A 13,217-nucleotide genomic window follows, 5' to 3' on the forward strand; every position below is an offset into this window, starting at 1 on the left:
AAGGTAGAAGTCTGTGAAACAGAACTCCCTGAATGGATGGTTCAAGAGCGGCGCCCCTGGCGTCTGGATCAGCGGTGGCGCGGTGTCCATCGCGGTCATCATGACCATTGGTTTGCTGGCCGTGATTGCCGTGCGTGGTCTGGGCCACTTCTGGCCGGCCGACCTGATCCAGGCCAACTACAGCGTGCCTGGCCAGGAAAACCATATTGTCATCGGCGAAGTGGTGCAGAAGGAAGAAGTGCCGCGCGAGCGCCTCAAAAGCGCGGGCCTGCCGGTGCCGGACCAAGGCCCGGAATTCATGACCCGCGAGCTGATCAAGGTCGGTAACCGCGACTTGAATGGCAACGACTTCACCTGGATCGTCGGCGAGTGGTTGAAAGACCAGACCACACCGAAGAACCTGATGGCGATCGAACGTCGTGAGTGGGGCAACTTCTACGGCACCCTGGTCAACGTCAAGCAGGACGGCAAGGTGATCGCCGAAGGCGAAGCCGCATGGCCGGAGCTGCAAGCCCGCGTCGACCGTGTGAATAAGTTGGCGGCCCAGCTCAAGAGCCTTGAGAAAACCGACATCGGCGCGATCAACGCAGGCCTGGAACGCATCCGCCTGCACGGCCGCAAGCTGGAGCTGGAAGGCAAGCTCGACGCTGCCGCCCAGGCCGACATGGACTCCGGCCGCGCCGAATTGAATGCCCGTTACCAGGACATCGAAGCACGCCTGGCCGACCTGCACACCCAGTTCAACCGCGATAGCCTCACGGCCCGCGACGGCAACGGCAAAGAAATCGAAATCGGTATCGGCAAAGTGGTGCACGCCTACCAGCCGAACGCCATGGGCACCCTGACCAAGGTGGGTTTCTACTTCAGCAAGGTCTGGGAGTTCTTGAGCGACGACCCACGGGAAGCCAACACTGAAGGCGGGATTTTCCCGGCTATTTTCGGCACCGTGATGATGACCCTGATCATGGCGATGATCGTGACCCCGTTCGGCGTGCTGGCGGCGGTGTACCTGCGTGAATACGCCAAGCAGAACACCCTGACCCGCATTATCCGGATCGCGGTGAACAACCTGGCCGGTGTGCCGGCTATCGTTTACGGCGTGTTCGGCCTGGGCTTCTTTGTGTATGTACTGGGTGGCTCGGTTGACCGCCTGTTCTTCGCCGAAGCCCTGCCGGCGCCGACCTTCGGTACACCGGGCCTGTTGTGGGCCTCGCTGACCCTGGCGCTGCTGGCGGTGCCGGTGGTGATCGTGGCCACCGAAGAAGGCTTGGCGCGGATTCCTCGTACCGTGCGTGAAGGTTCCCTGGCACTCGGCGCAACCAAGGCGGAAACGCTGTGGAAGATCGTGCTGCCGATGGCCAGCCCGGCGATGATGACCGGCATGATCCTCGCCGTGGCCCGCGCCGCCGGTGAAGTGGCGCCGCTGATGCTGGTGGGTGTGGTCAAGCTGGCACCGTCGCTGCCGCTGGACGGCAACTACCCGTACTTGCACCTGGACCAGAAGATTATGCACTTGGGCTTCCATATTTATGACGTCGGTTTCCAGAGCCCCAACGTCGAAGCGGCACGCCCGCTGGTGTACGCCACCGCACTGCTGCTGGTGCTGGTGATCGCCACGCTGAACTTGTCGGCCGTGTGGATCCGTAACCACCTGCGCGAAAAATACAAGGCGCTGGACAGCTAATTGAAGTGAACGCGGACTAAATGTGGGAGCGGGCTTGCTCGCGAATGCGGTGTATCAGAAACATATTTGCTGGCTGAACCACCGCTTTCGCGAGCAAGCCCGCTCCCACACTGGACCGCGTAACACACAGATTTTTGAGTAAACCGCCCCGGCGGTTCAACCAAACGAATTGGTAGCACAGGGAGCATCCCATGCAACATGAAACCCACACCCACGGCATCAACATGTCGGCCCTGGGTCGCGACAAGCAGAGCCTGAGCCTGGCCCAGGAAACCGTGGCCATCGAAGTGCCCGGCCTGAGCCTGTACTACGGTGAAAAGCAGGCGTTGTTCGATGTCAGCATGAACATCCCCAAGCAGCGCGTGACCGCCTTTATCGGCCCGTCCGGCTGCGGCAAGTCCACACTGCTGCGCACCTTCAACCGCATGAACGACCTGGTTGACGGTTGCCGCGTAGAAGGCGCGATCAACCTGTACGGCAGCAACATCTATCGCAAAGGCGAGGACGTGGCCGAGCTGCGTCGCCGCGTGGGCATGGTGTTCCAGAAGCCCAACCCGTTTCCCAAGACCATCTACGAAAACGTGGTCTACGGCCTGCGCATCCAGGGCATCAACAAAAAACGCATTCTCGACGAAGCCGTTGAGTGGGCCTTGAAAGGCGCGGCGCTGTGGGACGAGGTCAAAGACCGCCTGCATGAATCGGCACTCGGCCTGTCCGGCGGCCAGCAGCAGCGTCTGGTGATCGCCCGCACCATCGCCGTGGAGCCGGAAGTGTTGCTGCTCGACGAACCCTGCTCGGCACTCGACCCGATCTCGACTCTTAAGGTTGAAGAGCTGATCTACGAGCTGAAATCCAAGTTCACCATCGTCATCGTGACCCACAACATGCAACAGGCGGCGCGGGTTTCGGACTACACCGCGTTCATGTACATGGGCAAGCTGGTGGAGTTCGGCGACACCGACACCTTGTTCACCAACCCGGCGAAGAAGCAGACCGAAGACTACATCACCGGTCGTTACGGCTAGTACGCGGTGGTTCTGATTGCACTGAATGCTGCGGTTCTCCGCACCTTACCGGACGTTCCAAGGACGCCAACATGATTAGCAAAGAAGGCCTTACCCACCACATCTCCGCGCAGTTCAACGCCGAGCTTGAGGAAGTGCGCAGCCACCTCCTGGCGATGGGCGGGCTGGTGGAGAAGCAAGTCAACGATGCGGTCACCGCGCTGATCGAGGCCGACTCGGGCCTGGCCCAGCAAGTGCGCGAGATCGATGACCAGATCAACCAGATGGAACGCAACATCGACGAAGAATGCCTGCGCATTCTGGCCCGACGCCAACCTGCGGCCTCCGACCTGCGTTTGATCATCAGCATCTCCAAGTCGGTGATCGACCTGGAGCGCATCGGCGACGAAGCCACCAAAATCGCCCGCCGCGCTATCCAGCTGTGCGAAGAAGGTGAAGCGCCACGGGGTTACGTGGAAGTGCGCCACATCGGCGACCAGGTGCGCAACATGGTGCGCGATGCGCTGGATGCGTTCGCCCGCTTCGACGCCGAATTGGCGTTGTCGGTGGCGCAATACGACAAGACCATCGACCGCGAATACAAGACCGCACTGCGCGAGCTGGCCACCTACATGATGGAAGACCCGCGCTCTATCTCGCGGGTCTTGAACATCATCTGGGTGTTGCGTTCCCTGGAACGCATCGGCGACCACGCCCGTAATATCTCGGAACTGGTGATTTATCTGGTGCGCGGCACCGACGTGCGGCACATGGGCCTCAAGCGCATGAAAGCCGAAGTTGAAGGCACGGCTGATCAAATCCCTAATGTTCCGGGCGAATCTGACGATAAGTAAGGTTGCCCGAGACATTAACGCCCGGCCTTTGGTCGGGCGTTTTCGTTTGCGGCATCTGAATTTTTTGCGCAGCAGGAGCAATAAAGTCCTTCTGTGACCCGTGAGTTTTGGCAAAATGCCATCAGTCAGGCGTTTTGCATGCCGAAGTGTTAATAGGATGAAGGGTCGATGAGTAAAGTCAGTGTATTGGTGGTGGACGACGCCTCGTTTATCCGTGATTTGGTGAAAAAGTGCCTGCGCAACTACTTCCCAGGCATCAAGATTGAAGACGCGGTGAACGGCAAAAAGGCGCAATCCATCCTGATGCGCGAGACCTTCGACCTGGTGCTGTGCGACTGGGAAATGCCCGAAATGTCCGGCCTTGAGCTGTTGACCTGGTGCCGTGAGCAGGCGCACCTGAAGGCCATGCCGTTCGTGATGGTGACCAGCCGTGGCGACAAGGAAAACGTGGTGCAGGCGATTCAGGCCGGGGTTTCCGGTTATGTCAGCAAGCCATTCACCAACGAGCAGTTGCTGAACAAGGTCAAACAGGCTTTGCACAAGATCGGCCGCCTCGATGCCCTGATCGCCAGCGCGCCGACCAAGATGAACTCGGCCTTCGGCAACGACTCCCTCAATGCCCTGACCGGCGGCAAACCCGAGGCGGCCAAACCGGCGCCGGTAGCTGCGCCGAGCAAAGGCCTGCTCAACAGCCAACCGGTGCAAGCGCCTGCAGCCTCGCCTGCCGGCGGTCGCGGCCAGGGCCAACTGCGGCTGTCCAGCGGCAACCAGCAATGCGTGATCAAGGCGCTGAGCATCAAGGAAGCGCTGCTGGTGGTCCGTCGCGGTGAAGTGCTGCCCCAGGTGCTGGAAAGCGCCGTGCTCGACCTTGAGCAAGGCGAGAACGCCGAAGTCGCGCGCCTCAACGGCTACCTGCACGCCATCGTCGCCTATGAGCCACGGCCTGACAGCGACTGGCTGCAACTGACCTTCCGGTTTATCGATCAGGATGCGCAGAAGCTCGACTATATCTCCCGCCTGATCGCGCGCGGTACGGCGCAGAAGCACTTCGTGCCGGGTGCGTGATCTACGGAGAAACACTTAACCCATGTGGGAGCGGGCTTGCCCGCGATAGCGATACATCAGCCACTTGATCTGCGCCTGACACACCGTCATCGCGGGCAAGCCCGCTCCCACAGTTGATCTTCTGTGCTTCACGCAGTGTTGTCATCAACCCTGGCGAGCCTGCCGCTCAGCCATCCCGGCAGGTACGCCATGGACATCGCCATGCCCGAGGGCACGCCGATCATTGCGGCACGCAGCGGTACGGTGGTGGAGGCTTCCGAGGTCGGGCTGGTTTCGATTCCCTATGAGTTCAACCAGCCGCTTGGCAAATTGCCCAACTTTGCGTTGGGCAATTGAGGCGTCAATCCAGCAACAACACCTTGGCCAGTACAATCTTCGGCCCTTTCATCTTCTTGATGATGATGCGCAAGCCTTCAACTTCCAGTACTTCTTCCTCTTCCGGCACGCGTTTGAGCGTGTCGTAGATCAAGCCCGCCAGGGTTTCGGCTTCGATGTGGTCCAGGTCCACGCCCAGCAGGCGCTCCACCTTGAACAGCGGCGTGTCGCCACGCACCAGCAGTTTGCCTGGCTGGTAGGCGAGGATGCCGCGCTCGGCCTTGCGGTGTTCGTCCTGAATATCACCGACCAGCACTTCCAGCACGTCCTCCATGGTCAGGTAGCCGATGACTTTGCCGTCGGCTTCTTCCACCAGGGCGAAGTGCGCACCGCCTTTGCGGAACTGCTCCAGCAGCTGCGACAACGGCATGTGCCGCGAGACGCGCTCAAGCGGGCGGGTCAGCTCGGCCAGGTTGAACGACTCGGGAATGTGGTCCAGGGCTGCCAGTTCCAGCAGCAGGTCCTTGATGTGCAGCAGGCCGACAAACTCATTGCGATCGGCGTCATACACCGGGTAACGGCTGAATTTGTGGCGGCGGAACAGCGCGAGGATTTCCTTGAGCGGGGCGTTGAAGTCCAGGGTGACCAGGTCTTCGCGGGAGTTGGCCCAGTCCACCACTTCCAGCTCGCCCATTTCCACGGCCGAAGCCAGTACGCGCATGCCTTGGTCGCTTGGGTCCTGGCCACGGCTGGAGTGCAGGATCAGCTTGAGTTCTTCGCGGCTGTAATGGTGTTCGTGATGCGGGCCAGGCTCGCCTTGGCCGGCGATACGCAAGATGGCGTTGGCGCTGGCGTTGAGCAGGTAGATCGCCGGGTACATGGCCCAGTAGAACAGGTACAGCGGCACCGCCGTCCACAGCGACAGCAGCTCGGGTTTGCGAATTGCCCACGATTTGGGGGCCAACTCACCGACCACGATGTGCAGGTAGGAAATCACGAAGAAGGCGGCAAAGAACGACACGCCCTTGATCACTTCAGGCGATTGCACGCCGATGGCGCCCAGCAATGGCTCAAGGATATGCGCGAAGGCCGGTTCACCGACCCAGCCCAGGCCCAGGGAAGCGAGGGTGATACCCAATTGGCAGGCCGACAGGTAGGCGTCGAGCTGGCTGTGGACGGTGCGCAGGATCTGCCCGCGCCAGCCGTTCTTGTGGGCGATGGCCTCGACCCGAGTGGCACGCAGTTTGACCATGGCAAATTCCGCCGCAACGAAGAAACCGTTGAGCAGTACCAGGATCAGTGCAAAAAGAATCATGCCGAAATCGGCGAAGAGCGTAGCGAGGGTGATACCAGGGGAAGGGTCCATGATGGGGTTTTGCAGGTTCCGTGTGTTCAATAAGGGGTGACAGACAGGCCTGAAAGGCAGGCGCAAGTCGGCCAATGTAGCGGCTGACGGGGCGCTTGCCTAGTGCCCGCTGCCGGGCGGGGCCTCTAATGCCTTCTACCAAACCACACAAATCCCATGTGGGAGCTGGCTTGCCTGCGATAGCGGACTGTCAGTTGACGTATTTTCAGCTGACCCACCGCTATCGCAGGCAAGCCAGCTCCCACACTTGGATTTAGGTTGTTTTCAGATTATTCATCATTCCCGATTACCCGCGAACGGGTCACCTGCGCCGGTGGAAAATGGCAGGTAAAGGTACTGCCATGCCCCAGCACGCTGCTGATCTCCAACCGGGCGCGGTGGCGCAACAGCACGTGTTTGACGATCGCCAGGCCCAGCCCGGTGCCGCCGGTGTTGGAGTTGCGGCTGGAATCGACGCGGTAGAAGCGTTCGGTCAGGCGCGGCAGGTGCTTGGCGTCGATACCGATGCCGGAGTCTTGCACGCTCAAGTGCGCGCCGTGCTCGTCGCTCCACCAGCGGATGCGGATATTGCCCTTGTCCTGGGTGTACTTAACAGCGTTGAACACCAGGTTGGAAAACGCGCTGCGCAACTCACCTTCGCTGCCTTTGAGCAATACCTGCGGGTCAGCTTCCAGGGTGATCTGTTGCCCGCGCTCGCCGGACAGCGCCTGGGCGTCATTCTTGATGGTCTGCAGCAGGCTTTGCACCGCCACCGGGTGGTTGTCCGAGGGGTAATCAGTGGCTTCCAGCTTGGCCAGCAACAGCAGGTCGTTGAGCAGGGTTTGCATGCGTGAACCCTGCTGCTGCATCTGCTGCAGGGCACGGCTCCAGCGCGGGTTGATCTCGTCGACGTTGTCCAGCAGCGTCTCCAGGTAGCCGCAGATCACCGTCAGCGGCGTGCGCAGCTCGTGGGAGACGTTGGCGACGAAGTCTTTGCGCATCTGTTCCAGCTGATGAATGCGGGTTACGTCGCGCACCAGCATCAGGTGTTCGTTGTTGCCGTAACGCGTCAGGTACAGCTGGATGCGCACGCGGTCATTGGTGGGCGAAGGGATTTCCAGCGCTTCTTCGTAGTTGTCCTGCTCGAAGTACTCCTTGAAGCGCGGGTGGCGCACCAGGTTGGTCACCGGCTGGCCGCTGTCCTGGGGCGTCTTTAGGCCCAGCAGGGTCTCGGCGGCGCGGTTCCACCATTCCAGGTTGCCGTCGCTGTCGAGCATGATCACCGCGTCTTTGAGCGCGGCGGTGGATTCCTGTACCCGGTCGATCACCGCCTGCAGGCGCCCGCGAACCCGTTGGTCGCGGCGTTGCAGGTGGTAGATGCTGTCGAACACCTCGCCCCACAGGCCATAGCCGTCGGGTGGTGCTTCGTCGGGTTTGTGCTGGCGCAGCCATTCATGCAGGCGCAGCAATTGTTTGAGGGTCCAGCCCAGATACAGGCCGATACCGACGGCCAGGCTCCAACCGTAATAACCGCTGATCAAGCCCACCACCAAACAACCCGTGATCAACAGCAGCATGTGGCGGATCAGGGTGCCATGCCAGTTCTGGTTCACTTAAACATGCGTCCTTGTCAGCGGTTAAGGAAGGGAGGGGCCGGCTCAGCCTTTGGTGGAAAAGCGATAGCCGGTGCCGCGCACGGTTTGTACCAGATTCTCGTAGGCATCGCCCAAGGCTTTGCGCAGGCGGCGGATATGCACATCAACCGTGCGCTCCTCCACATACACGTTGCCGCCCCACACCTGGTCGAGCAATTGGCCACGGGTGTAGGCGCGCTCCTGGTGGGTCATGAAAAATTGCAGCAGGCGGTATTCGGTCGGGCCCATCTCGGCCGGCTTGCCGTCGATGGTCACGCGGTGGCTGATCGGGTCCAGGATCAGCCCGTCGACTTCGATCGGTGCTTCGCCATCAGTCGGGCCGGCACGGCGCAGTACGGCCTTCAGGCGCGCTACCAGCTCACGTGGGGAAAACGGCTTGGTGATGTAGTCATCAGCGCCGACCTCCAGGCCCTGGATCTTGTTGTCCTCTTCACCCTTGGCGGTGAGCATGATGATCGGGATATCCCCGGTCAGCTCATCCCGCTTGAGGCGGCGGGCCAGTTCGATGCCGGAGGTGCCGGGCAGCATCCAGTCCAGCAGGATCAGGTCCGGCTTGCGGTCGACGATAATGGCATGGGCCTGCTGGGAGTTCTCCGCCTCCAGGCAGTCATAGCCGGCCATTTCCAACGCAACGGCGATCATCTCGCGAATGGGCGCTTCGTCGTCAACGATCAGAATGCTCCTGCCAACCATGCTCAAAATCCTCTTGTCATTTAACTGTCTTGCGCCGCATTAGATAACGGAATTATTGCAGTCGTGTGACAGTAATTTAGTCGATCGGGCAATTCACGGCACTCTGGACTACCCTTTGGGTCCGAATCCTGACAACCACAAAAGGAAGGTTCCGATGACTCAAAGTACTTTTTCCTGGAAAGCCCTGTTGGCAATGGCGGCGTTGACCCTGCCGGGCCTGGCGTTTGCGGCGGAGCCGGCGATGACTCACGACGGAATGTTGGTGGATCACAAGGGGCTGACCCTCTACACCTTTGACAAGGATGCCGACGGCAAGTCGGTGTGCAAAGACCAGTGTGCGACCAACTGGCCGCCGCTGAAGGCTGAGTCTACTGACAAGTCGATGGGTGATTGGACAGTCATTACCCGCGACGACCAGACCAGTCAGTGGGCTTACAAAGGCAAGCCGGTCTACACCTACAAGGATGACCACAAGGCTGGTGACAAAACCGGTGATGGTAAGGGTGGGGCATGGCATGTAATCAAGCCCTGACCACACGGTGCGGCTGAAACCATCGCGGGCAAGCCCGCTCCCACAGGGGAATGCGTTCCAAATGTGGGAGCGGGCTTGCCCGCGATGGCGTCAGCACTGACTTACCGAAACCCGTAATCCGCCACAATCCCCACAAATATCGCCAACCCCGCCCAGTGGTTGTGCAAAAACGCCTTGAAGCATTTCATCCGATCCTTGTCCCGGGTGTACCAGAACTCCCAGGCAAAACAGCCCGCCGCCGCCAGCAACCCCAAGTGGAACCAGCCACCCAGCTCAAACCGCTGCCCCGCCAATAGCAGGCACACCAGTGACAAACCTTGCAGGGTCAGAATGATCACGCGGTCCGCATCGCCGAACAGAATAGCGGTGGATTTCACCCCGATCTTCAAGTCGTCATCGCGGTCGGTCATCGCGTAATACGTGTCGTAACCCACTGTCCACAGCAAATTGGCGATGTACAGCAGCCACGCCGTGGCCGGCAAATGCCCGGTCTCGGCAGTGAACGCCATCGGCATGCCCCATGAAAACGCCGCGCCCAGCACCACCTGCGGGTAGTAGGTGTAGCGCTTCATGAACGGGTAGCTCGCCGCCAGCGCCAGGCCGCCCAGGGACAGCAGGATGGTGGTCGCGTTGGTCAGCAGCACCAGCAGAAAACTGATACCCATCAACACCGCAAAAAATACCAAGGCCTCTTTGGCGCTGATCTTGCCGCTCACCAGCGGCCGTTGCTCGGTACGCTTCACATGGCCGTCGACCTTGCGGTCGGCCCAGTCATTGATCACACAGCCGCCGGCACGGGTCAGCACCACACCGAGCACGAAAATCACGATATTGAGCAACGACGGCGAGCCCTTGCCCGCAATCCATAGCGCCCACAGCGTCGGCCACAACAGCAGGTAAATGCCGATGGGTTTGTCCATGCGAGTCAACTGAATGAAATCCCACGCCCTGGGGTTCAGGCGGTTCAAGGACTTGAGCAGACGTTGATACATCAGCAGTTCTCCGGATGGTCATGCAGCGCATGCCAGAAGCTGGGCAGGAAAATCTCCGCGACCAGCACGCTCAGCGGCCCGCGATCAAAGCGTGAGCGGCGCGCCCACAGGCCATCGGCCTGGTCTGCGGTCGGCAGCCATTGCCGTGGGTAATGGCATACCTCGATTGCCTGGCGGGTGAACGCATGGTCGCAGAACAGCAATTCGCCCAGCGAGCGGCTGCCCAGTTCGTCCATGTGTAAGCCATCGCCCTGCAAGGCACTGCGGGCCGCCACGCTGCGGGCAAACACCCACGGTTGGCCATGCCCGCGCAAATACACTTCGCGTACCCAGCCGACCGTGGCCGGGGCCATACCCAGCGCCACGCATTCATCCTCGCGCAGTGGCTGCCAGCCTTCGAACAGTGGCGTCACGCTGAAGCCGTCGTTGGACAGCCACGTGAGCCTGCGCGTCAGCGAGCCTTCGTCGAATAACCAGTTGAGGGTCAAAGGCCCAGGCATTGGGTTTAGAAGGCTCTGGGTCAGCCATTGGCAAGCATCGGGACGGGCGATTGAGTGCGGCACGGTGAGTCTGTTTTGGCAGCAAAAGAGGCGGCGAGCTTACCATGGCGTCCTGAGCTTTTGCCGGGCTGAACCGGCCGTTTGCGCCGAACATGCTTGCATCTGCCGGCCCCGATCAGTACAAAACGCCCTGAGCCGTACGGCAACGTTGGTCTATCGACCGTTGGCCAAGATGCCTGGACCCTGAGGAAGCAAGTAATGAAGAAGTGGCAATGTGTAGTCTGTGGCTTGATCTATGACGAAAAAGACGGCTGGCCGGATGACGGTATCGCACCGGGCACCCTGTGGCAGGACGTCCCGGAAGACTGGCTGTGCCCGGACTGCGGCGTAGGCAAAATGGATTTCGAAATGATCGAAATCGGCTAATCATCGGTTTAAGAAACGTACTACAAGGAGAAAGGAATGAACGCACCTGTCGTGATCATCGGCACAGGATTGGCCGGATACAACGTGGCTCGGGAGTTTCGCAAGCTCGACAGCGAGACCCCGTTGCTGCTGATCACCGCGGATGACGGGCGCTCCTACTCCAAGCCCATGCTCTCCACCGGCTTTGGCAAGAACAAGGAAGCCGATGGCCTGAGCATGGCTGAGCCGGGCGCCATGGCCGAGCAGCTCAAGGCCGAAGTGCGTACCCATACGCGCATCAGCGGCATCGATCCGGGCCACAAACGCCTGTGGATCGGCGAGGAAGCGGTGGCTTACCGCGATCTGATCCTGGCCTGGGGCGCAGAAACCGTGCGCGTGCCGGTCGAGGGCGATGCGGCAGAGCTGATTTTCCCCATCAACGATCTTGAAGATTACGCACGCTTTCGTGCCGCCGCGGCCGGGAAGCGCCGTGTGCTGCTGCTCGGCGCGGGCCTGATCGGCTGCGAGTTCGCCAACGACCTTATTCTTGGCGGCTACGAAATCGACTTGGTTGCACCGTGCGAGCAAGTCATGCCGACCCTGCTGCACCCGGCAGCAGCTGCCGCTGTACAGGCCGGTCTGGAAGGCCTGGGCGCGCGCTTCCACCTGGGCCCGGTACTCAATCGCTTGCAGCGCAGCGCGGATGGCCTGGAAGCGCACCTGTCCGATGGTGAAGTGATCCACTGCGACCTGGTGGTCTCGGCCATCGGCCTGCGCCCGCGCGTAGACCTCGCCGCTGCCGCCGGCCTGCAGATCAACCGTGGAATCATGGTGGACCGCCACCTCAAGACCTCCCACGCCAACATCTACGCCCTGGGCGACTGCGCCGAGGTCGATGGCCTCAACCTGCTCTACGTGATGCCATTGATGAGCTGCGCCCGCGCCCTGGCCCAAACCTTGGCCGGCAACGCCACGGCCGTCAGCTATGGGCCGATGCCGATCACCGTGAAAACTCCGATCTGCCCGCTGGTGGTATCGCCACCGCCACGCGGCACCGAAGGCGTGTGGAGCGTCGAAGGGCAGGGCGCCGACATCAAGGCCTTGTGCCGCGATGCCAGCGGCCGCTTGCTGGGTTATGCGCTGACCGGCAGCGCCGTCATGGAAAAACTCGCCCTTAACAAAGAACTTCCGCCATTGCTGGCGTAAATACCGGTCGTTCTGTCGGAATCAGCACCTTCTTAGCCCCAGAAAGGTCGCCGCGAGACTGGCGGAGCGTGCGAGGGCATGCCATCCTCACTCCCGTCTGCCGCAGAGTAGAGCCTGCGGCGCCTTGGGCGCTGCTCCACCAGAGAGCAGCACGGACATAACAACAAAAAACCGTCAAAGAGGCTTCACTTATGCGTAAACCAGAACTCGCAGCCGCTATTGCAGAAAAAGCAGACCTGACCAAAGAGCAGGCCAACCGCGTCCTCAACGCCGTTCTCGAAGAAATCACCGGCGCCCTGCACCGCAAAGACAGCGTCACCCTAGTGGGCTTCGGCACCTTCCTGCAACGCCACCGCGGCGCCCGCACCGGCAAAAACCCGCAAACCGGCGAGCCAGTGAAAATCAAGGCGAGCAACACCGTTGCATTCAAGCCGGGCAAGTCGCTCAAAGACAGCGTCAACCCGTAATAGCAGGACCGTCTGAAGGGAGGCGGGTGGGTAAGAAAATGGGCACGCCGACTGGGTTGGGTGCCCATTTTTTGTTGGGCTGTGTAATCACAGCTTTCAATGCATCTTCCGCGTCGCCATTTTTTCATCCCCATGTTTTCTATTTTTTATTATTCTTGTTCGACGTAAACAGGCCTACCAATTTGATGGTTCGCCATCTTCATCATTTATTGAAATACGAGTACAGGACCTGATCCATTCAAAAAGTACAGACAGATCATGCTCGATGCTTTTCGGATGGGCGCTGATTTCCAGGAAAATACGCTCTTGTTCTAAAAAAATACGCACGTCGTAGCTCCAATCACTTGGGCTTCTGGGTTCAGTGCCTGCCAACCGAAACTCTCGGCCTTCAAAAAGCTCGGAAAAAGTCTCAAGGCGGGTGATGTTCTGCGTTATCTCGTCGAGATGAGCCGCGTACCAATTATTGTCCTCAAAGGACAGAATGAATTCTGCTGACATCA

The 13,217-nt window shown here is 60.2% G+C and carries 14 protein-coding genes and 1 pseudogene; 9 read left to right on the plus strand and 6 right to left on the minus strand.

The window, feature by feature from the left end:
• Nucleotides 1–13 precede the first annotated feature (13 nt).
• The 5 genes and pseudogenes from pstA to AOA59_RS15865 form a co-directional block, all read left to right on the plus strand.
• Nucleotides 14–1,684 carry a phosphate ABC transporter permease PstA gene (pstA, locus tag AOA59_RS15845; protein ID WP_017135800.1) on the plus strand — a complete coding sequence of 557 codons (1,671 nt, stop codon included), beginning with the start codon at nucleotides 14–16 and terminating at the stop codon, nucleotides 1,682–1,684.
• Between the two features lie 191 nt (nucleotides 1,685–1,875).
• Entirely contained in the window at nucleotides 1,876–2,709 is an 834-nt protein-coding gene (pstB, locus tag AOA59_RS15850) for a phosphate ABC transporter ATP-binding protein PstB (RefSeq protein WP_058421111.1), read from the plus strand.
• Nucleotides 2,710–2,780: 71 nt separating this feature from the next.
• Complete coding sequence (phoU, locus tag AOA59_RS15855; RefSeq protein WP_053258703.1) at nucleotides 2,781–3,542, plus strand: phosphate signaling complex protein PhoU; 762 nt, start codon at nucleotides 2,781–2,783, stop codon at nucleotides 3,540–3,542.
• A 168-nt stretch (nucleotides 3,543–3,710) separates the two neighbouring features.
• Complete coding sequence (locus AOA59_RS15860; RefSeq protein WP_056860878.1) at nucleotides 3,711–4,607, plus strand: response regulator; 897 nt, start codon at nucleotides 3,711–3,713, stop codon at nucleotides 4,605–4,607.
• 177 nt (nucleotides 4,608–4,784) lie between these two features.
• Nucleotides 4,785–4,943 (plus strand): annotated as a pseudogene (locus tag AOA59_RS15865) (hypothetical protein); the annotation flags it as partial.
• 4 nt (nucleotides 4,944–4,947) lie between these two features.
• On the opposite strand, the gene AOA59_RS15870 reads toward AOA59_RS15865, so the two are convergent.
• The 3 genes from AOA59_RS15870 to phoB form a co-directional block, all read right to left on the minus strand.
• On the minus strand, nucleotides 4,948–6,288 hold the full coding sequence (locus tag AOA59_RS15870; RefSeq protein ID WP_017135804.1) for a hemolysin family protein: 1,341 nt from the start codon (nucleotides 6,286–6,288) through the stop codon (nucleotides 4,948–4,950).
• A gap of 269 nt (nucleotides 6,289–6,557) precedes the next feature.
• Entirely contained in the window at nucleotides 6,558–7,844 is a 1,287-nt protein-coding gene (gene phoR / locus AOA59_RS15875) for a phosphate regulon sensor histidine kinase PhoR (protein ID WP_256593062.1), read from the minus strand.
• A gap of 81 nt (nucleotides 7,845–7,925) precedes the next feature.
• Nucleotides 7,926–8,615 carry a phosphate regulon transcriptional regulator PhoB gene (gene phoB / locus AOA59_RS15880; protein ID WP_003195617.1) on the minus strand — a complete coding sequence of 230 codons (690 nt, stop codon included), beginning with the start codon at nucleotides 8,613–8,615 and terminating at the stop codon, nucleotides 7,926–7,928.
• Nucleotides 8,616–8,769: 154 nt separating this feature from the next.
• On the opposite strand from phoB, the gene AOA59_RS15885 reads away from it, so the two are divergent.
• Complete coding sequence (locus AOA59_RS15885; RefSeq protein WP_069785744.1) at nucleotides 8,770–9,147, plus strand: hypothetical protein; 378 nt, start codon at nucleotides 8,770–8,772, stop codon at nucleotides 9,145–9,147.
• A gap of 101 nt (nucleotides 9,148–9,248) precedes the next feature.
• On the opposite strand, the gene ubiA is transcribed toward AOA59_RS15885, so the two are convergent.
• Together ubiA and AOA59_RS15895 are read right to left on the minus strand one after the other, a co-directional pair.
• Nucleotides 9,249–10,139: a 4-hydroxybenzoate octaprenyltransferase gene (ubiA, locus tag AOA59_RS15890; protein WP_099488251.1), complete on the minus strand. Its 891-nt coding sequence runs from the start codon at nucleotides 10,137–10,139 to the stop codon at nucleotides 9,249–9,251.
• Nucleotides 10,139–10,702 carry a chorismate lyase gene (locus AOA59_RS15895; protein ID WP_056860873.1) on the minus strand — a complete coding sequence of 188 codons (564 nt, stop codon included), beginning with the start codon at nucleotides 10,700–10,702 and terminating at the stop codon, nucleotides 10,139–10,141. The genes ubiA and AOA59_RS15895 overlap by 1 nt, the downstream gene beginning before the upstream one ends.
• Nucleotides 10,703–10,897: 195 nt before the next feature.
• Between AOA59_RS15895 and AOA59_RS15900 the strand changes: the two genes are divergently transcribed.
• From AOA59_RS15900 to AOA59_RS15910, 3 genes are all read left to right on the plus strand, one after another.
• Nucleotides 10,898–11,065: a rubredoxin gene (locus tag AOA59_RS15900; protein WP_003213373.1), complete on the plus strand. Its 168-nt coding sequence runs from the start codon at nucleotides 10,898–10,900 to the stop codon at nucleotides 11,063–11,065.
• 36 nt (nucleotides 11,066–11,101) lie between these two features.
• A complete protein-coding gene (locus AOA59_RS15905; RefSeq protein WP_099488253.1) occupies nucleotides 11,102–12,250 on the plus strand; it encodes an NAD(P)/FAD-dependent oxidoreductase in 1,149 nt (382 codons plus the stop codon).
• A gap of 191 nt (nucleotides 12,251–12,441) precedes the next feature.
• A complete protein-coding gene (locus tag AOA59_RS15910) occupies nucleotides 12,442–12,717 on the plus strand; it encodes an HU family DNA-binding protein (RefSeq protein ID WP_003213368.1) in 276 nt (91 codons plus the stop codon).
• A 174-nt stretch (nucleotides 12,718–12,891) separates the two neighbouring features.
• On the opposite strand, the gene AOA59_RS15915 is transcribed toward AOA59_RS15910, so the two are convergent.
• Nucleotides 12,892–13,215 carry a 3-hydroxydecyl-ACP dehydratase gene (locus AOA59_RS15915; protein WP_164488407.1) on the minus strand — a complete coding sequence of 108 codons (324 nt, stop codon included), beginning with the start codon at nucleotides 13,213–13,215 and terminating at the stop codon, nucleotides 12,892–12,894.
• Nucleotides 13,216–13,217: the final 2 nt, after the last annotated feature.

The organism is Pseudomonas sp. 2822-15 (assembly GCF_002742515.1).
In the GTDB taxonomy this organism is placed as follows: Bacteria; Pseudomonadota; Gammaproteobacteria; order Pseudomonadales; family Pseudomonadaceae; genus Aquipseudomonas; species Aquipseudomonas salomonii.

What these genes read in the sequence shown, in the direction of transcription:
- pstB (WP_058421111.1), top strand. Translation starts at nt 1,876, where the DNA reads ATGCAACATGAAACCCACACCCACGGCATCAACATGTCGGCCCTGGGT.
- phoU (WP_053258703.1), top strand. Translation starts at nt 2,781, where the DNA reads ATGATTAGCAAAGAAGGCCTTACCCACCACATCTCCGCGCAGTTCAAC.
- AOA59_RS15860 (WP_056860878.1), top strand. Translation starts at nt 3,711, where the DNA reads ATGAGTAAAGTCAGTGTATTGGTGGTGGACGACGCCTCGTTTATCCGT.
- AOA59_RS15870 (WP_017135804.1), bottom strand. Translation starts at nt 6,288, where the DNA reads ATGGACCCTTCCCCTGGTATCACCCTCGCTACGCTCTTCGCCGATTTC.
- phoR (WP_256593062.1), bottom strand. Translation starts at nt 7,844, where the DNA reads ATGCTGCTGTTGATCACGGGTTGTTTGGTGGTGGGCTTGATCAGCGGT.
- phoB (WP_003195617.1), bottom strand. Translation starts at nt 8,615, where the DNA reads ATGGTTGGCAGGAGCATTCTGATCGTTGACGACGAAGCGCCCATTCGC.
- AOA59_RS15885 (WP_069785744.1), top strand. Translation starts at nt 8,770, where the DNA reads ATGACTCAAAGTACTTTTTCCTGGAAAGCCCTGTTGGCAATGGCGGCG.
- ubiA (WP_099488251.1), bottom strand. Translation starts at nt 10,139, where the DNA reads ATGTATCAACGTCTGCTCAAGTCCTTGAACCGCCTGAACCCCAGGGCG.
- AOA59_RS15900 (WP_003213373.1), top strand. Translation starts at nt 10,898, where the DNA reads ATGAAGAAGTGGCAATGTGTAGTCTGTGGCTTGATCTATGACGAAAAA.
- AOA59_RS15905 (WP_099488253.1), top strand. Translation starts at nt 11,102, where the DNA reads ATGAACGCACCTGTCGTGATCATCGGCACAGGATTGGCCGGATACAAC.
- AOA59_RS15910 (WP_003213368.1), top strand. Translation starts at nt 12,442, where the DNA reads ATGCGTAAACCAGAACTCGCAGCCGCTATTGCAGAAAAAGCAGACCTG.
- AOA59_RS15915 (WP_164488407.1), bottom strand. Translation starts at nt 13,215, where the DNA reads ATGTCAGCAGAATTCATTCTGTCCTTTGAGGACAATAATTGGTACGCG.